Origin of the sequence: Bacillus sp. FSL K6-1338 (genome assembly GCF_038006965.1) — a bacterium.
In the GTDB taxonomy this organism is placed as follows: Bacteria; Bacillota; Bacilli; order Bacillales; family Bacillaceae_G; genus Bacillus_A; species Bacillus_A thuringiensis_S.
In genome coordinates, this window is the sequence record NZ_JBBOWI010000001.1 from 2037965 (window position 1) to 2057208 (window position 19244).

Sequence of the window (19244 nt, forward strand, 5' to 3'; positions counted from 1 at the left end):
ATTATTACTTAAATTTCCTTACCGCATGAATAGCGACTCTTACAAGTAATATCGCACTTATAAATAAACCACCGTAACCAACGACACTTAAAAATTGATCATTTGGCTCTGTCGCACTGTTTGCTAAATGCAATACGCCTACCGAAATCCCACCAAATGCAGTTCCAATAAATGCAATGAGGAATTGTGAGATAAATGTAGTAATAAACGATGCATTTGTTTCGTCAGAGAAAAAGCCAACCTTAACGGATAGTTCTCCGTTTTCTAGTTTTGAACTTAAATCATCTAGTTTTCTAGGAATGCGTCGCATGGCAGGTAACATAGCGAGTAATTCGTTTGTTGCAGCTTCTTTTAAACTAGAATAATTGTTAACTGACATGAAACTAGCTGCATGATCTTTCGCAAAGCGTTTCGCTTCGTCCATTAAATTGAATTCGGGATTTAGTTGCAGCATCGTTCCTTCTAGCGTAATTAGAGAACGGAAAGCCCCTGCAACCATTGGATAAAATGCTAATTCAAACTCAGCGATTATTTAAAATAGCCCCTGAATGAATTCTTCAGAACCATTTGTAGAACCATACGTACTTTGGATTAATAATTGACTGATAGATTGTTCTAATGCCTCTTTATCAACATTTGGCTTCTTTTCAACTAATTGAAGCAGTCCATCAAGCAAGACATAAGAATTTTTGCGCTCAAAGCCGATAAGTAGTCGCTTGAATGCATCTTGTTGTAGTGTTCCTAATCGCCCGACGGAACCGAAATCAAGTAATGCAGGTGTGCCATCACGAAGAATATACACATTACCTGGATGAGGGTCTGCATGGAAAATACCTTTAAAGAAAATTTGCTCTAAAATACAATCAAAGAGTTGTCGTTGTACTTTTTTCGTATCAATTTGTAATTCATTTAATAATGCTGACCCACTTTTAACACTTACTCCATCTAAAAATTCAAGCACAAGTATTTTTGAATTACTGTATTCTTTATATACTTTCGGTATTTTTACTTTCGTTTCGCTATTTTTTAGTGAATCAGACACTTGTTCGAAGTTACGAGCCTCAATTTTGAAATCAATTTCTTCTTTCATTGCGATGGAGAAGCCATGTGCTAAATCAAGAAATCCGATATTTTTAGCCCAAGTTGATTTGTTGGAAATCCATAAAGAAAAATGAATTAAAATATCTAAGTCACGTTTAATTGTCTCAGAAATATTAGGACGTAGTAGTTTAACGACGACATCCTGGTCGTTTTCTTTCAACTTCGCTTTATGTACTTGGCCAATAGAGGCGGCAGCTAACGGTTCCATTTCAAAGGAGCTGAAAATTTCATCTTTTGGTATATGTAGTTCCTTTTTTAATATTTCTTCAACTTGTTTTTGTGATAAACGCGTTACATTTTCCTGAAGGTTTGATAACTCGTGAATAAAAGCAGGTGGTAATAAATCAGAGCGAGTTGATAAAACTTGTCCGAATTTAATAAATACACCGCCGCATTCTTCTAGTGTATTTCGAAGTGAAGTGGCGAGCTTACGATCTGCTTCTGGCGAGCGCTTTAAAGCTAAATATTTACCCATTCCGTGTTTTATTGCAATAGAAGAGACACGCATATATCTTTTTTGTCTACCAACCTTTGCGAAGAATTTTGAAATAGGATTTCGGCTTTCCGTTACTACGTCATCCATTTCGCCTCGTCTAATAGGATCAAATAATTCAAAAACTAGGTAACAAAGCATGGATACAATTAATGAGCTTCCTAGCCAAAAATATCTATCAACACCGACAACCGATTCATCTTGATAGCGTAAATATAAAAACCAATACAGAGCTGACGTAAGTGAAACACCTAAAGTTGCTGCACTTGCTTGTTTGAAAAGATTTAGTTTTGTACCAATTAGTCGACCACTAATAAAAGACATAATGATTGCTAGTAGAAAAAATTGAAAAAACATTGTATCATTCCTCCGAATTTTATTCGATAACTGTATTATACAGGAATATAATTATTCTAAAAACAAGCCAAGGAGGTACAATCCTTGACTTGCACGATTAAATAGAGCATTCAATTATATTTTTTCATCGTTGCATTGTCCTTTTGTATAAAACAATCTAATAGTGAATAACCAGCTATTAAACTAATTATCGTAACAAAAGTTGTATTTATAAGAATAACATTAGCTAAATAAGGTAGGTATTCGCCAAGTGGTGAGAAAAGTAGTGCTGGAGAAAAGGAAATTAATATTGTAGGCACTGTAATAGCGATAAACTTATCCGGTTGAAAACGCCAGTTTTGTTTACTTGTTTCGTGATTAATGGATTGAAGGAATCGTAATAAAATGCCGACCAAAAGAGGAAAGAGTGTAAAGTAGAATAATCTTGGATAAACGTTAAAGTTCACTTGCGCGTCTGTATCTAAATAAAATTGAATCTTCACTCCAACAAATAATAATAAGACGATAAATAATGTGAAGCAGAGGTATAGCATTACTCTTTGCATTATATTCCACCATCCTTTACTCAAAATATATTCAAAAAAAGAAGAGATATACAATAACTACTGTTGTATATCTCTTCTTTTACTGTTAGTTAATAGTGGAGTTTACTTTTTCTTGCTTCGTGAAATAATCAATAATGCCCATCGCACTAATTTCTATATCTAGATGTAAAATGTTATAAACGGAATGATCTGCTGGAACGTTTAACTTTGTAAGATGAGAAGAGATTTTATCCATTAATAAAGTTTGTAAAGCTTTAGTCGCTTCATCGAAATCATTATACTGTTCAAAGACTTCCTTACCAGTATGAACGAAAATAGGTAGCCAATGTTCCAGTTGATTATATATTTCTGTAACATGAGAGGATGCGCCGTAATGACCGAAATAAATAGTATCTACATTCATGCTTTGAATGTGATTTTTAGAAGCAATCATCGCATCTGGTTGGAATTGTGAAGGGGACGTTGATGGTAGATATAACTCTACATCAACGTCTGCGAGTTCTCTATAATAAATTCCAATTGTATCGCCAGTAAAAATCCCGTTTGTTAATGAATCGTGAATGCTAATATGGTGCTTCGCATGCCCTGGTGTATCATAAAATGTAAGGATGCGGTCTTCTGCAATTTTTAACGTATCACCATGTTGTACAATATGAACACGTTCTTCTTCAATTGGAAGAATTGGATCAAAGAGTTTATCGAAATCTTCTTTGTACACAGCTTTTGCACCTAAAATAAGTTTTGTTGGATCAATCATATGACGAGCACCACGAGAATGCACATATAACGTAGCATTTGGGCATTTTTCCATTATTAAACCAGCAGCACCGGCGTGATCTAAATGAACATGTGTAACGATAATGTTTTTAACTTCGTTTAAATCAATATGTAATTGTTGTAAGCCGTCTAAAATATACGGAAGAGAAGGGGCTGCACAAGTTTCAATTAAAGTAATATCGTCACCTAATAAAACGTACGTACCTGTTCGTTCATTATGCTGTAAATCGAAATCATCAATAAGATATAGGTGAGAAGATAATTGCTCTACTTTTTTCATATTTACCACTCCTTATATATTACATGTTTCTATTATACGCTAAAATAGAAAAAAGGCAGAAAACGAAAGCTCGTCTTCTGCCTTTTGTAATACTATTATTTCGTTTGTTGTTTATTAATAGACATAATGAACAGTCCAACAATCCCACCAACTAATGGAAGCATAATTTCTCCTGCTAAATTAAAGTAGGAGCTTAAGAATAAACCATTTACATCGATTACCCAGCCAGTAACATACAATAACATCATATATAGTACGAAATAAAACTCGCGATTTGAAATCGTTTCATGTTGTGCAGTTTTCATAATGAACACCATCCTTTTCTTTTATAATGGAATATAAACTGTCACATTTTGTTCACATTTCGATTGTAAAACTTTCCATCATAAAAGTCTAGTAGTTTGTGCCGAATTTTCGAACGGAAATAAAGCGCTATCATTATAGCGTATAAGTACGTAATAAGAGCTGTATATTCACGAATGTAGTATAGTATAAACATAGAATGATAGTGAAGAGAGGGGCAAAGACAATGACAGTTTATGATTTTTCAGCTAAAACAATTACAGGTGAAGAAAAATCGTTAAAAGATTACGAAGGAAAAGCACTTCTTATTGTAAATGTAGCTAGTAAATGTGGTTTCACACCGCAATATAAAGGATTACAAGAGGTGTATGATAAATATAAAGACCAAGGACTCGAAATACTCGGGTTTCCTTGTAACCAATTCGGGGGACAAGAACCAGGTACAGAAGCGGACATTACTAGTTTTTGTGAATTAAACTACGGTGTAAACTTCCCAATGTTTGCAAAGGTTGATGTGAAAGGTGATAAGGCTCATCCTTTATATACATACATGACAGAACAAGCACCAGGTTTACTCGGTATGAAAGCAGTGAAATGGAATTTTACGAAGTTTTTAATCGGAAAAGACGGGAAAGTAGTAGGGCGTTTTGCGCCGCAGACGAAGCCGGTAGATTTAGAGGTTGAGATTGAGAAGGTACTTGGAGAATAATTAGGAGTTTCACTTTATTAAAAAACGTCTCAAAGAACAATGTAGTTCTTTGAGACGTTTTCTTTAAACTCACATTTTCAAGATTAAATAACTGTATCAAAGCCATCTGATTTAGGTAGAGAACCTGCTTTTTTCATAAGCACTTCCCATAAGTGTACGGATGTCTTCCATTCTGCTGCAGCCTGCCCCTGTTGATATATAGCGTTCTCATAACTGGCAGTAAGTTGTTGCATATCGGCCGATTTGTAAAGTGTATCGATATGGAGAGCGTATTCTCGGAATGTTTGACTTTCACCCCGTGGTATGCCAATTCTCGCAAATTGTTTTAAAAGTGCACCGTAAGCTTTTTGATAAACAGCATCATCTTTTCGGTATCTATAGAAATGAATAATAAGAAATGTCATCCATTTCATTCTAGTGATAAAGAGAATGTATCCCATAATACTAATTAGTATCGTAGAGAGGAATACGTACCACCAAGAAAAACTAGTTTTAGAATTTGTGACCTTTTTAGTAGAAGCTTCTTCTGTATGTTCTATTAAACTTTTAAGTTTTGCTTCATTATTTCGTTGGTGTATTTGCTCGTTATTAGAATTATTTGCTTCGCTATTTTGTGAAATAGGAGCAGGCGTATTATTTATAAAATTATAGGGATTGGTAAATCCTTTTGTTGGTTCGAATGGAATCCATCCGTATCCTGGGAAATATACTTCGACCCAAGAGTGTGCGTTATCGTTCGTGATTGTATAAACATCCGCACCTTCTGCAGAGGCAAGTGTATTGTCAAGAGTTCCTTCTGTATAGCCTTTTACCCAGCGAGCAGGAATCCCGGCAGAACGAAGTAGTACAATCATAGACGTCGAAAAATTATTACAGTAGCCGCTTTTTGTATCGAAAAGGAATTGATCTACATAATCTTGGCTTTTGGCAGGAAATAAGACATTCGTTGATTCGTATGTAAAAGAGTTGTCTGTGAAGTAATTTTCAATAGCTAATACTTTATCATATCGGTTGTCTTTATCATTTGTAAGATTGGCAGCCAAGTCTTTTACGCGCTGTGGTAATGACTCGGGAAGTTGTGTGTACTTTGTCATAAAATAAGGATTTGTTTCTTGACCTTCATTTGTTTTTACAGCTTTCAAGTTTTCTATGGAAAACTCAGGGATCTCATATGTTACTTTATACGAATGTAAAGTAGTAGAAGAGTCTCCATTCATTGTATAAATTTTTTCTGAAAACGAGTTAACACTGTATGATACATCAGAAGAAGCCTCAACTGATACTAATCCTGCTGGATAGGTAAGGTGAGGATAACTTTTTAGCATGGTAATTGTTGCCTCAGTCGTTTCCGTTTTTGTATTTTGTTCGTACCAGCTTACGACGTCGTTTTTATTTTTAAAAGAAACCTTTTTCGGATTTTCAGAAATTTCCCAGCCTTTTCCTGTATAAAAATCTTTTGTTTCTACTCGCCAATATTGTTTGTTTTGCGTTCGTGCTGTGAAAATAATTGTAGGATCCGCCTTAAAAGGACCACCTAATCGCGAGTCATCTAAACCATACCCAATTGTAGAAACTTTTTGTTCTTTACTTGCTTCAGATGTGTTGAATTTTAAAAAATCCATTGGGTTTGGCCATTGAGGGCCAAATTTTGGAGCAAAGTATGCGATGGTTGCTAATAATACAATAAATATTGTAAGTGGTCTAAGTAATTTTGAGATTTCCCTAGCATAATTTTGTAAGTGTTCGCGCTCTTTTATTCGTTCTACTTGAAGAAGACTAAGCATAAAAAAGCCGATGACAACAGTACGAATAATAGCGTAGTTTGCATTGTATAAATGTAAGTTATGAAAAGTTGCGATATAAATAATAGTCAATACAAGAAATAAAAACCCACGTTTTTTATGAATAATCCAAAATGAAGTGAAAGAACTCAAAAACCAAAATGAGAGAAAAAATAAAACCGTCGGAAAAACTGGAGAAATATCTAGTAAATTCCCTTGGAAAAATAGGGAGGAATTTCGAGACATATCAGAAAAGAGTGTTGTTAGCCAAGATGGATTTATAAAAGCATTTTTATAATATAGGGAATGAATGATAAATAGGACTGTGACAATTTTTATTGGAATCTGCCACCTCGTTTGAAAAAAAGAGAGAGCGAAGCAAATTCCTATAAATGTTACGAAAATATCTAATCTACCTACATTTGTAATACCTATAAGAGGTCTTATCCATTCTAGTAAAAGAAGAAATACACATGCATGCATGAAGAATTTGTTCGTATCCCACTTGTATTTTGCTTGTAATGTTATCATTTGCTCACCTCAAAAAACACGTTTGTATACCGGTTTTCATAAACCGTGTTTACAAATATTTGTCGTTTTTTTAGAGTTTCTAATATACTGAGTTCTCGGTGTGAAAGTTGATTCGCTTTTTCTTTCACGACAAAAATCATACATTTTCTATTTCTTATAGCAGCACAATCAGCCGCCTTTTGAATATCGGGAGAAAGATTACTTGTCACGAGTATAACCGTGACGGGCTCATAAATTTTTCTTAGTTCTATTTCTACACTCTGGGAGAGCGGGAATACACTGTCTGCTTGTACTTTTGCTAAATGACAAAGGATTTGTTGTAACTGCGTATCTCCATTATCTAAAGGGAAAATAGTTTGTTCTTTTCCGATAGACACGAATGATGCTGGTGAATTTTGTTTCAAGACAGCCCTTACGATAGAGGCAGTAAATGTGACGACTGATTCGAATAGAGGAGACTCGGTTCTGTCTATGAATATCATGATATTATGGCTGCGCTGTTGTTCAAACTCTTTTGTCATAATATTGTTTGTTCGTGCAGTTGCTTTCCAATCAATCCATGAAAAGCGATCTCCAGGTTTATAGTCTCTGACACCGACAGAGATTGTAGAGTCTTTTGCAGAATTTATATTTGCTGAAAGCGCTCCTTGTTCGAAATGATTTTCCAATTGTCGATACGCTATATCTACATACTGGGGATAGACTAAAAATGTATCTGGAACTGAAAAAGTTACTTCTTTCTCCATCATGCCGAATAAATCGCCAGTTTTGACACGAACGCTTGAAAAAGTGTGCTCGCCTCTAGGGATTGTGTCAATAACATATTGAAACGAAATATTTCGTTTCAATCCTGGGAAGAGTACTACCTTATTCATCTTTGTTTGTTTACAACTTATAAATTGTGGTGGCAGTTCATCTTCTATAACTAAATAAAGTAAGGGAAAAGGAAATTTTCTTTTTATTGTAATCGTGCTTACAAATTGTTCTCCTACTACATATCCATTTTGGTTTGTTGTTCGTTTTACTTCAGCGTCCCGTAAAGCGTAGAAGGGGAGTAGTAGTGAATAAAGAGCAATGGGAATTGTGCTGTAAAATAAAAACCAACTTACAAACCCTCCTTGAAACATAGCGTACACAAATGTTAAGACTAGGCATAAAGGGAGTAGCAATAACTTCATAACGTGATATAGCGCTCGCAGCATTTGTTTCATCAAGGGTTCATCGTCCTTTGAGTCGGCACGGTAGTTCGTGCAACGATTTTTGCGATAACTTGTTCTCCTGTTATCCCTTCAAATTTTGCTTCCATTTTTAGAATGAGCCTATGCGCTAAAACGTAAGGAGCTAAAAATTTAACATCGTCTGGAATAACATAATTTCTGCCATGGATAAATGCATAAGCTTGTGAAGCTTTCATTAAAGCAATTGAGCCACGTGGACTTGCTCCTAGCTGTATAGAGCTATACGTACGAGTCTGATTAACAAGCTTTACAATGTAATGCTTAATTGCTTTGTCCATACTTACTACCCGTACGCTTTGTTGTAAATAAAGTAATTCTTCTATTGTAGTAATGGCCTGTAATTGAGAGAGTGGATTTGTTTTTTCCATCCGGTTTAAAATTTCAAATTCTTCTTCTGGTGTAGGATATCCCATTTTTAGTTTCAATAAGAAACGATCGAGCTGAGCTTCTGGTAGAGAATATGTTCCTTCATATTCGACCGGATTTTGTGTAGCCATGACAAAGAACGGCTTTGGTAAAGGCCTTGTAATGCCATCTATTGTAATATTGCCTTCTTCCATACATTCAAGTAAAGCAGATTGTGTCTTAGGAGATGTACGATTAATTTCATCAGCAAGTACAAAATTCCCCATAATTGGTCCAGGCTTGAACTCAAATTGGAGCTCTTTCGGATTATAAATAGAAACTCCTGTTACATCTGATGGCAGTAAATCAGGTGTAAATTGAATTCGCTTGTAATCCGCATCAATGGATTTAGAAAGAGCACGTACTAGCATTGTTTTGCCGACACCAGGAACATCTTCTAATAGCACATGACCTTCAGCTAAGAGAGCTGTCAAAGCTAAGATTGTTTCTTTTCGTTTTCCGACCATTATTTTTTCAATATTATTGATTATTTTTTCTACAGTGGGATGTAATGAATCAAGCTGGGGCATCGTAATCCTCCTAATTTTATTATCGTTTTCTAATCTATTTAGTGGACAAATTTATAATTATATTTGCAGGTAGTAAAAATTTTGTCATTAATTCTAAGAATATTCAGAATATTTATTTCGATTACATCTAGTATAATTGTTTCCGTAACTAAGGGCAATACAGTAAATAATGATTTGTAGTTTTATGTAAAATATGTCTGGATATAAAATAGTATTGTTAAAGAAAAAATTCCTTATATACAATTTCTAAACTCTTTCTTATGGCAGTTTTGAAATAATATCAAAACTCTTTTTTATATATTTATAAAGAAAAACGTAGGAATTTCTCCTGCGTTTTTCTTTTGCAAAATAGTCGATACCTCAAAATACCATTCTCCTAATAATCACGATTAATCATAACCCTTCAAAACGGAATAAAAGATTTTCTCACAAACTTATTTTCTACTGAATTTTTGACAATCTCTTGAACTGTGCGAAATGTCACATCTGTATTTTACAACCTCTCTTATAGTAAGGGTATGTAAGAGAGACGTATTAAAGGAGTGAACAGTATGAAGAAGAAACCTTCAGCACTAATGAGACGTTTAAAATATTTTTCACCAATAGATCGTTATAACGATAATCATACTCAAGAAACATATGAAGATCGTGAATGGGAGAATGTGTACAGAAAGCGTTGGCAGCATGATAAAGTAATTCGTTCTACACATGGTGTGAACTGTACTGGTTCATGTAGCTGGAATATATATGTGAAAGATGGAATCGTAACTTGGGAAGGACAGGAGCTTAACTATCCAACTACAGGTCCAGATATGCCTGATTTTGAACCACGAGGATGTCCGCGTGGAGCGAGTTTTTCTTGGTATATTTATAGTCCACTTCGTGTGAAATATCCGTATGTACGTGGTGTTCTTTGGAGTATGTGGCAAGAGGAATTACAAAATAACAAGTCACCACTAGATGCTTGGAAAAGCATTGTGGAAAACCCTGAAAAAGCACGCAAGTATAAGCAGGCACGTGGTAAAGGGGGATTCATTCGTGCGAATTGGGATGAAGTGTTACAACTTGTTTCTGCTTCATTACTCTACACAGTAATGAAATACGGTCCAGACCGAAATGTTGGTTTTTCACCAATTCCAGCTATGTCGATGTTAAGTCATGCTGCTGGTAGTCGTTTTATGCAACTTATGGGCGGGCCAATGCTTAGTTTCTATGATTGGTACGCAGATTTACCACCAGCTTCTCCTCAAATTTGGGGCGATCAAACAGATGTACCAGAAAGTAGTGACTGGTATAACTCTGGTTACATTATGACATGGGGTTCAAATGTACCGATGACGAGAACACCAGATGCTCACTTTTTAGCAGAGGTTCGATATAAAGGAACGAAAGTCGTTTCTGTCAGTCCTGACTTCGCTGAATCTACAAAGTTTGCCGATGATTGGATTAGTGTAAAACAAGGTACAGATGGTGCACTTGCGATGGCAATGGGGCATGTGATCTTACAAGAGTTTTACGTAGATAATCAAGTGGAATATTTCACAAAGTATGCGAAGCAATATACTGATTTTCCTTTCTTTGTCACATTGAAACAAAAAGGAGATCAATTCGTTGCTGATCGTTTCTTAAACGCTTCTGATATTGGACGCGAAACGAAGTTAGGAGAATGGAAGCCTGTTCTTTGGAACGAGAATACGAATGATTTTGCAACACCTCAAGGCACAATGGGCTCACGTTGGGATAACGAAAAGAAATGGAACTTGCGTTTAGAAGATGAAGAAACAGGTGAAAAGATTGACCCACGTCTTTCTTTACTTGGAATGGAAGAATCGATTGGAACTGTACAAATTCCGTACTTCTCTGATGATGGAAACAAAGTATTAGAACGTACAATTCCAGTGAAAAAGGTTATGACAGAAGAAGGCGAAGTGTTCGTTACAACTGTATACGACTTAACGTTAGCAAATTACGGCGTGAACCGAGGGCTTGGCGGACAAGAGCCGAAAGACTTCAATGATGATGTACCGTTTACACCTGCATGGCAAGAGAAAATGACAGGAGTGAAACGAGAACTAATTATTCAAATCGCTCGTGAGTTCGCACAAAATGCCGTTGATACAAATGGTCGCTCGATGATTATTGTTGGAGCTGGTATTAACCATTGGTTTAATTCTGATACGATTTATCGCGCAGTTTTAAATCTTGTTCTTCTAGTTGGAGCACAAGGAGTAAACGGCGGGGGATGGGCGCATTATGTTGGGCAAGAAAAATTACGACCAGCAGAAGGATGGCAAACAATCGCGATGGCAAAAGATTGGCAAGGGCCACCGAAATTACAAAATGGTACATCTTTCTTCTATTTCGTAACAGATCAATGGCGCTATGAAGATACACCGGTTGGACATCTAGCATCACCAGTAGAAGGCAACTCTCGTTATCAACATCACGGTGATTACAACGTATTAGCGGCACGACTTGGCTGGCTACCTTCGTATCCGACATTCGAGAAAAATGGGATTGAATTATATAAAGAAGCTGTTGCTGCTGGTGCAACAACGCAAGAAGAAATCGGAAAATATGTTGCACAAAGATTAAAAGAAAAAGAACTAAAATTTGCGATTGAAGATCCAGATAACAAAAACAACTTCCCGCGCAACTTATTCGTATGGCGTGCGAACTTAATTTCAAGTTCTGGTAAAGGACACGAATATTTCTTAAAACATTTATTAGGTACAACAAACGGGTTAATGAATGACGATAGTGATTCATTACGACCAGAAGAAATTAAATGGCATGAAGAAGCACCAGAAGGGAAGTTAGATTTACTCATTAACTTAGATTTCCGTATGGCTGGAACAGCGCTTTATTCTGATATCGTCTTACCTGCTTCAACTTGGTACGAAAAACATGATTTAAGTAGTACAGATATGCATCCATTTGTGCATCCATTTAATCCAGCAATCGGTTCACCGTGGGAAGCGCGCTCTGACTGGGATATTTTCACTTCACTTTCTAAAGCTGTGTCAGATTTAGCGAAGAAAATTGATCTTGAACCAATGAAAGAAGTTGTTGCAACGCCACTTCTTCACGATACACCGCAAGAATTAGCGCAACCACTTGGCAAGATTAAAGATTGGAGCAAAGGTGAGTGTGAGCCAATACCAGGTAAAACAATGCCACAAATTCATGTTGTTGAAAGAGATTATAAAACAATTTATGACAAAATGACTTCGTTAGGACCAAATGCGGGAAAACAACCGATTGGTACGAAAGGGATTTCTTGGTCCGCAGAAAAAGAGTATGAGCAATTAAAGAGTCGATTAGGAGTTGTTCGAACGGATTCTATTGCAAAAGGTTGCCCAGACATAAAAGAAGCAATCAATGCTGCTGAAGCGGTATTAACACTTTCTTCTACAACAAATGGTCATATGGCTGTAAAAGCATGGGAAGCACTTGAAAAACAAACGGATTTAAAATTACGTGATTTAGCAGAAGAACGTGAAGAAGAATGCTTCACATTTGAACAAATTACAGCGCAGCCAAAAACAGTAATTACTTCTCCGGCCTTTACAGGTTCTGAAAAAGGTGGACGTCGTTACTCACCGTTTACAACAAATGTGGAACGCCTCATCCCTTGGAGAACAATCACTGGACGACAATCTTTCTACTTAGATCATGACATGATGAAAGAATTTGGTGAAACGATGGCAACGTTTAAACCGATTCTGCAACATAAACCGTTCCGTAAATCACGACCTGAAGTAGAAGGAAAAGAGATTACGTTAAATTATTTAACGCCGCATAATAAGTGGTCCATTCATAGTATGTATTTCGATTCATTACCGATGTTAACGCTGTTTAGAGGTGGTCCAACTGTTTGGATGAATAAAGAGGATGCTGAAGAAGCTGGTGTAGCAGATAATGATTGGATTGAGTGCTTTAATCGTAACGGTGTTGTTGTAGCCCGTGCTGTTGTAACGCATCGTATACCGAGAGGAATGGCGTTTATGCACCATGCACAAGATCGTCACATTAACGTACCTGGTACGAAATTAACAAGTAACCGCGGGGGAACGCATAATAGTCCAACTCGAATTCACGTAAAACCGACACATATGATTGGTGGATATGGTCAATTAAGTTATGGATTTAACTATTACGGTCCGACTGGGAACCAGCGTGACTTAAACGTTGTAATTCGCAAACTGAAGGAGGTAGATTGGCTTGAAGATTAAAGCACAAGTCGGAATGATAATGAATCTAGATAAATGCATCGGCTGCCATACTTGTAGCGTAACGTGCAAAAACACCTGGACAAATCGTCCAGGTGCTGAATATATGTACTTCAATAACGTAGAAACGAAGCCTGGAATTGGTTATCCGAAACAATGGGAAGATCAGGAGAAATATAAAGGCGGTTGGGAATTGAAAAATGGTGAAATTCAGCTGAAATCTGGTTCGAAAATGAAACGTCTTATGAACATTTTCCACAATCCAGATCAACCAACAATTGATGATTATTTTGAACCTTGGAATTATGATTATGAAACGTTAACAAATAGTCCGCAACGTAAGCATCAACCAGTTGCTCGTCCGAAATCAGCAATTACAGGCGAATTTATCGACAAAATTGAATGGGGTCCAAACTGGGAAGATGATTTAGCAGGCGGACATATAACAGGATTGCAAGATCCGAACGTAAAGAAAATGGAAGAAGAAATTAAAACAGATTTTGAAAACGTCTTTATGATGTATTTACCACGCATATGCGAACATTGTATGAATCCCTCGTGCGTATCATCTTGTCCATCTGGTGCGATGTATAAACGTGAAGAAGATGGGATTGTTCTTGTCGATCAAAATGCATGTCGCGCATGGAGATTCTGCGTATCATCTTGTCCATATAAAAAAGTGTATTTTAACTGGCAAACGAATAAAGCTGAAAAATGTACAATGTGTTTCCCACGTATTGAAGCGGGTATGCCAACGATTTGTTCGGAAACATGTGTAGGACGTATTCGGTATATTGGGGTAATGCTATATGACGCTGACAAAGTAAAAGAAGCAGCTTCTGTTGAAGACGAAAAAGATTTATATGAATCTCAGCTTACTGTTTTTCTAGATCCAAATGATCCAGAAGTGGCAGCTGAAGCGAAAAAACAAGGAATTCCTGAAGAATGGATTAAAGCGGCGCAACAATCGCCAATTTATAAAATGATTATCGATTGGAAAATTGCTCTACCTCTTCACCCAGAGTATCGTACAATGCCAATGGTTTGGTATATCCCGCCGCTTAGCCCGATTATGAATATGGTGGAGGGAAAAGGTAGTAACTGGCAAGCAGAAGAGATTTTCCCTGCTATTGATAATATGCGTATTCCAATTCAATATTTAGCGAATTTACTCACTGCGGGGGATGAATCACACATTCGTCTTACATTGAAGAAAATGGCTGTTATGCGAACGCATATGAGAGCACTTCAAATTAATAAAGAGCCAAATGAAGCTGTATTAAAAGAACTTGGTTTAACGAAACAGGATGTAGAAGATATGTATCGTCTTCTTGCCATCGCGAAATATAAAGATCGCTTCGTTATTCCGACATCTCACCGTGAACAAGTGGCAGATTTATATAGCGAACAAGGAAGCTGTGGTTTATCATTCACAGGTGGTCCAGGCTCTTGTATGACAATTTCTTAAATAAAGGGGGCAGAAAATTATGAAACAAAGTTTACAAACAGCTTTTTCTTGTTCTTCTTTTCTTCTCTCCTATCCCGAACTAGGGTGGAGAGAAGCTTTAACTGAATTGCAAGAAGAGGTTGAAACAATAGAACAGGAAGACGTTAAAGCGTCACTTACAGGCTTTATAAAGCAAGCGCTAGATAAAACGAATGATCAACTCATTGATAGTTACGTATATACATTCGATTTTGGGAAGAAAACAAATATGTATCTTACTTATATGAACACTGGTGAACAAAGAGAAAGAGGTATTGAATTACTAGAGTTAAAACAACATTATAAAAAATCAGGTTTTAGCGTAACAGATAAAGAACTACCTGACTATTTACCACTTTTACTTGAGTTTTTTGCAAATGCAAATGAGCAAGACAGTGAACCAATTATGAGTAAATACACGGAAAATATACAAGCATTACATGTTCAATTAAAAGAAGCGGGTAGTATGTATGAACCAATTCTTGCGTCTGTGCTACTCGCTATCGAAACATGGGGTGTACAGACAAATTAGAAAGGAGCGTTGTCAAAATGATGGATCAATTTCTTTGGGTATTGTTTCCCTATATCATTTTTGCGATCTTTATCGGTGGACATATTTTTAGATACAACTATGATCAATTTGGATGGACATCAAAATCTAGTGAACTATTAGAAAAGAAGATGCTCCGGGTCGGAAGTCTATTATTCCACTTTGGGATCATGTTCGTAATTGGCGGCCATGTTATGGGGATTTTAATTCCAGAAGCTGTATATCGTTCAATAGGTATTTCTGAGCATATGTATCATGTAGTAGCAATTAGTTTTGGGCTTCCGGCAGGTATTGCTTCTATTATCGGCTTAATTATATTAACGTACCGCCGTGTAACAGTAAAGCGTATCATTGCAACGAGTACAAAGGGAGATTATATTGCGCTTATTTTATTACTTATCGTAATGCTAGCAGGACTTTCTTCAACATTTTTAAATATAGATTCAAAAGGATTTGATTATCGTACAACGATTGGCCCTTGGTTCCGAAGTCTCTTTATTCTCCAACCGAAAGTTGAATATATGATGGAAGTACCAGTATGGTTTAAAATTCATATTCTTGCAGGAATGGGTTTATTCGCAGTATGGCCATTTACAAGACTTGTACATGTATTTAGTGCCCCAATTAAATATGTAAGCCGTAGTTATGTAATTTACAGAAGACGTATTCCTAATGAGTTGAAAAAATAATACTGCTGTAAACGGATAGGAGCTAATGGTTAAAACGAAACGAGGTCTAATATGGAAGGCCTCGTTTTTGTTTATATAGGGAATAACCGTTAATAAGTAGCTTAAATTGAAAAAAGATTAGCATCTAAATAAGATGCTAATCAATGCTACAAACAGAGGCAGAGCAATCTTCACAAGCAATTTCACATTTTAAAAATTGTAAATCGTGGATTGTAATCTTTCCTTTATGAATAGAAATTGTACCTTGCTTTTTTAATTCATTTAACATTCGATTTACACTTTCACGTGAAGTTGCACAGAAATTAGCAAGTTCTTGATTCGTTAATGGTAAATCGATGAGAATCCCATTTTCTTTTAATACACCGTAACTATTTGTCATTCGTATAAGAGTAGAATACAGGGCACCTTTTTTGCCGTGTAATACTAAATCTCGGAACTTCGTTTGCATTCTTCTTAAATGTTCACTAATCCATTTCATAAATTCAAATACAAGTGCGGGTTTTTGGAGCAATGCTTTTTCTAAGGTTTCACGCTTTATAACCCCTACTTCAACATCTTCAAGGCATTTTGAATTTAATAAATACTTCGCATTGTCCGTGAATAATGTTAATTCTCCAATAATGTCGTATGCCGAACAAATACGGAGTGTTAATTCTTGCCCGTCAGCACTTAATTTACTAATTTGTACTTTTCCTGAGTGGATGATATAGAGCTCTGTTGCCTCCATACCTTCTTGAAAAATAAAACTACCTTTTTTAATTTGCATTTTATATTCAACAGATGCAAGTAATTCTTTTAAATCTTGAGATAATGTCATACTGTTTGCCACAGTGATCACCTTTCTTCTTATAAGCAATACATTTCCTATTTTGAGTGTAAGTATGATGAAAATGCAAGAGCTATTTTAAAAATACATTGAAATTTCAATGACCGTAAGGGGAAGTGATTTTCAATTTTTAGTTTGAAAAATTCAATAGACAAAGTGGATGAGATTAAAGATGTGAACAAAATTCGAACGTATTTGTGAAGAATTTTTGAATGGGGAAAGTAATGTGAGAAAAGTCACATTGAATATGTAGCTTCTTTTTTATAATGAAGGCAAATAAAAAAATGAAAGCTTACTAAGGATTACAGCAGAAAAGAAGGGATATAGATGCACGAGAACATGAAAGATTCTTTAGAACGTCCACTTCAAGATTTACGTATTTCAGTTATTGATCGTTGTAATTTTAGGTGTACATACTGTATGCCTGCTGAAGTGTTCGGACCTGATTACGCTTTTTTACAGGAAGAGCTTTTATTAACGTTTGATGAAATAGAAAGATTAGCGAGATTATTTATAAGTCTGGGAGTCAATAAAATTAGGCTTACTGGCGGTGAACCGTTATTGCGTAAAGACTTACCGATGTTAATTGCAAGACTTGCAAAGCTAGAAGGCTTAAAAGATATTGGACTCACAACAAACGGTATTCATTTAGCAAAACAAGCAAAGGCGTTAAAAGAAGCGGGATTAAAACGTGTAAATATTAGTTTAGATGCGATAGAGGATTATGTCTTCAAAAAAATTAATGGACGAAATGTAAATACAAAACCTGTACTGAAAGGAATTGAAGCAGCAAAGGCTGCTGGATTAGAAGTAAAGGTAAATATGGTCGTAAAAAAAGGAATGAATGATAGTCAAATTCTTCGTATGGCTCGTTATTTTAAAGAACAAGACATTCAGCTCCGTTTTATAGAGTTTATGGATGTGGGCAGTACAAACGACTGGAACTTTGAACAAGTTATTACGAAGGAACAATTAATAGAGAAGATTAATCGCGTATATCCAGTTGAGCCTGCTCAGCCTCGTTACTTTGGAGAAGTTGCGAAATTGTATCGATATGTAGGGAGCGATGCAGAAGTTGGGTTTATTACTTCAGTATCTGAGTCATTTTGTTCTTCTTGTACGAGAGCTCGTATCTCGGCAGACGGCAAGTTTTTCACGTGTCTATTTGGAACGAAAGGAACGGATTTGCGAACGCTTCTTCGAGGAAATATTTCTGATGCATCACTATTAAAAATTTTACAACATACATGGCGATATAGAACAGATCGATATTCAGATGAAAGAACGGCGGAAAGTACAAATCAACGTCCAAAAGTTGAAATGTCCTACATTGGCGGATAGTGAGAGGAGGATTCCCTATGCAAGAGCGATATGCAAGGCAAATATTGTTTTCTGGAATTGGTGAAATAGGACAAAGAAAAATAAGAGAAAAGCATGTGCTCCTAATTGGTGCAGGTGCATTAGGAGCTGCGAATGCAGAAACACTCGTTAGGATGGGAATTGGGAAATTGACAATCGCTGACCGTGACTACGTGGAATGGAGTAATTTACAGCGGCAACAGTTATACATAGAAGAAGATGCGCAGCAATGCAAACCGAAAGCAATTGCAGCGGCAGAACATGTAAGGAAGATTAATTCTGAAGTAAAAATTGTACCAGTTGTAACGGATGTCACAATGCAAGAAATAGAAGAGTTAACAAAAGAAGTGGATCTCATCATAGATGCGACTGACAATTTCGATACGCGCCTACTTATAAATGACATTTCACAAAAAGAAAATATACCTTGGATATATGGTGGATGCATTGGAAGTTACGGTGTAACGTATACAATTCTTCCTGGGAAAACACCATGTTTTCGCTGTCTAATGGATCATCCTATGGGCGGTGCAACATGCGATACAGCCGGAATCATTCAGCCAGCTGTACAAATGGTCGTTGCTCACCAAGTAACAGAGGCGATGAAAATATTGGTGGATGATTATGAGTCGTTAAGAGGAACGATGTTATCATTTGATATTTGGAACAATCAATATCTTTCATTAAAAGTAAATAGACAGAAAAAAAGTACATGTCCATCTTGTGGGAAATCACGAACGTATCCAAGTCTAGCATTTGAAGCGCAGATGAAAACGGAAGTGCTATGCGGACGGAATACAGTTCAAATCCGTTCAGGAATAAAGAGAGATCTTAATTTAAACGAAATTCAAAAACGATTACAAAAAAGTGTACATGTCCAAAAAACGCCTTACTTACTATCATTTCTAATTGATGAATATCGTTTCGTTTTATTTACAGACGGTAGGGCATTTATTCATGGAACAAATGATGTGAAAATAGCAAAACGATTATACGCAAAATATATAGGATGAACAGAAAGAGCGTTGCCCCTTATTAAAACGAGGTGAAAA

General features: G+C 36.2%; 14 protein-coding genes and 1 pseudogene. 7 read left to right on the plus strand and 8 right to left on the minus strand.

All coding sequences use genetic code 11. The annotated features are described in order from the left end of the window. Nucleotides 1-4: 4 nt before the first annotated feature. From NZ044_RS10645 to NZ044_RS10660, 4 genes and pseudogenes are all read right to left on the minus strand, one after another. Nucleotides 5-1951, minus strand: a pseudogene (locus NZ044_RS10645) (ABC1 kinase family protein). A 110-nt stretch (nt 1952-2061) separates the two neighbouring features. After that, a complete protein-coding gene (locus NZ044_RS10650) occupies nt 2062-2496 on the minus strand; it encodes a hypothetical protein (RefSeq protein WP_001190001.1) in 435 nt (144 codons plus the stop codon). An 85-nt stretch (nt 2497-2581) separates the two neighbouring features. Beyond that, nucleotides 2582-3553 (minus strand): MBL fold metallo-hydrolase, encoded by a 972-nt coding sequence (locus NZ044_RS10655; protein ID WP_340949733.1) that lies wholly within the window; start codon nt 3551-3553, stop codon nt 2582-2584. A gap of 95 nt (nt 3554-3648) precedes the next feature. Beyond that, entirely contained in the window at nt 3649-3858 is a 210-nt protein-coding gene (locus NZ044_RS10660; protein ID WP_000844984.1) for a DUF3925 domain-containing protein, read from the minus strand. A gap of 224 nt (nt 3859-4082) precedes the next feature. On the opposite strand from NZ044_RS10660, the gene bsaA reads away from it, so the two are divergent. After that, nucleotides 4083-4565, plus strand: a complete 483-nt coding sequence (gene bsaA, locus NZ044_RS10665) for a glutathione peroxidase (protein WP_000219434.1) — start codon at nt 4083-4085, stop codon at nt 4563-4565. Between the two features lie 83 nt (nt 4566-4648). Here the strand turns inward: bsaA and NZ044_RS10670 are convergent, their stop codons facing one another. The 3 genes from NZ044_RS10670 to NZ044_RS10680 are packed head-to-tail and all read right to left on the minus strand — an operon-like array spanning nt 4649 to nt 9050. Further along, nucleotides 4649-6877: a transglutaminase TgpA family protein gene (locus NZ044_RS10670; RefSeq protein ID WP_081143544.1), complete on the minus strand. Its 2229-nt coding sequence runs from the start codon at nt 6875-6877 to the stop codon at nt 4649-4651. Continuing rightward, a complete protein-coding gene (locus tag NZ044_RS10675) occupies nt 6874-8088 on the minus strand; it encodes a DUF58 domain-containing protein (protein WP_000812152.1) in 1215 nt (404 codons plus the stop codon). The genes NZ044_RS10670 and NZ044_RS10675 overlap by 4 nt, the downstream gene beginning before the upstream one ends. After that, nucleotides 8088-9050, minus strand: coding sequence for an AAA family ATPase (locus tag NZ044_RS10680; protein WP_001135803.1), 963 nt, complete (start codon nt 9048-9050; stop codon nt 8088-8090). The genes NZ044_RS10675 and NZ044_RS10680 overlap by 1 nt, the downstream gene beginning before the upstream one ends. Before the next feature lie 551 nt (nt 9051-9601). Between NZ044_RS10680 and NZ044_RS10685 the strand changes: the two genes are divergently transcribed. Genes NZ044_RS10685 through narI form a run of 4 tightly spaced genes read left to right on the plus strand, consistent with a single transcriptional unit; the run spans nt 9602 to nt 16007 of the window. Next, the gene (locus NZ044_RS10685; RefSeq protein WP_000729100.1) at nt 9602-13285 is read left to right on the plus strand and encodes a nitrate reductase subunit alpha; all 3684 of its coding nucleotides are present in this window, start codon (nt 9602-9604) and stop codon (nt 13283-13285) included. Next, a complete protein-coding gene (gene narH, locus NZ044_RS10690) occupies nt 13275-14750 on the plus strand; it encodes a nitrate reductase subunit beta (protein ID WP_000692656.1) in 1476 nt (491 codons plus the stop codon). Before NZ044_RS10685 ends, narH begins: the two co-directional genes overlap by 11 nt. Nucleotides 14751-14769: 19 nt before the next feature. Further along, complete coding sequence (gene narJ / locus NZ044_RS10695; RefSeq protein ID WP_000814227.1) at nt 14770-15300, plus strand: nitrate reductase molybdenum cofactor assembly chaperone; 531 nt, start codon at nt 14770-14772, stop codon at nt 15298-15300. Nucleotides 15301-15317: 17 nt separating this feature from the next. Further along, nucleotides 15318-16007: a respiratory nitrate reductase subunit gamma gene (narI, locus tag NZ044_RS10700; protein WP_000969224.1), complete on the plus strand. Its 690-nt coding sequence runs from the start codon at nt 15318-15320 to the stop codon at nt 16005-16007. A gap of 136 nt (nt 16008-16143) precedes the next feature. Here narI and NZ044_RS10705 read toward each other — a convergent pair whose 3' ends face one another. Beyond that, on the minus strand, nt 16144-16836 hold the full coding sequence (locus NZ044_RS10705) for a Crp/Fnr family transcriptional regulator (protein ID WP_000013863.1): 693 nt from the start codon (nt 16834-16836) through the stop codon (nt 16144-16146). Between the two features lie 324 nt (nt 16837-17160). On the opposite strand from NZ044_RS10705, the gene moaA reads away from it, so the two are divergent. Together moaA and NZ044_RS10715 are read left to right on the plus strand one after the other, a co-directional pair. Beyond that, complete coding sequence (gene moaA / locus NZ044_RS10710) at nt 17161-18174, plus strand: GTP 3',8-cyclase MoaA (protein WP_000545009.1); 1014 nt, start codon at nt 17161-17163, stop codon at nt 18172-18174. A gap of 17 nt (nt 18175-18191) precedes the next feature. Next, nucleotides 18192-19205 (plus strand): molybdopterin-synthase adenylyltransferase MoeB, encoded by a 1014-nt coding sequence (locus NZ044_RS10715; RefSeq protein WP_001158062.1) that lies wholly within the window; start codon nt 18192-18194, stop codon nt 19203-19205. Nucleotides 19206-19244 lie beyond the last annotated feature (39 nt).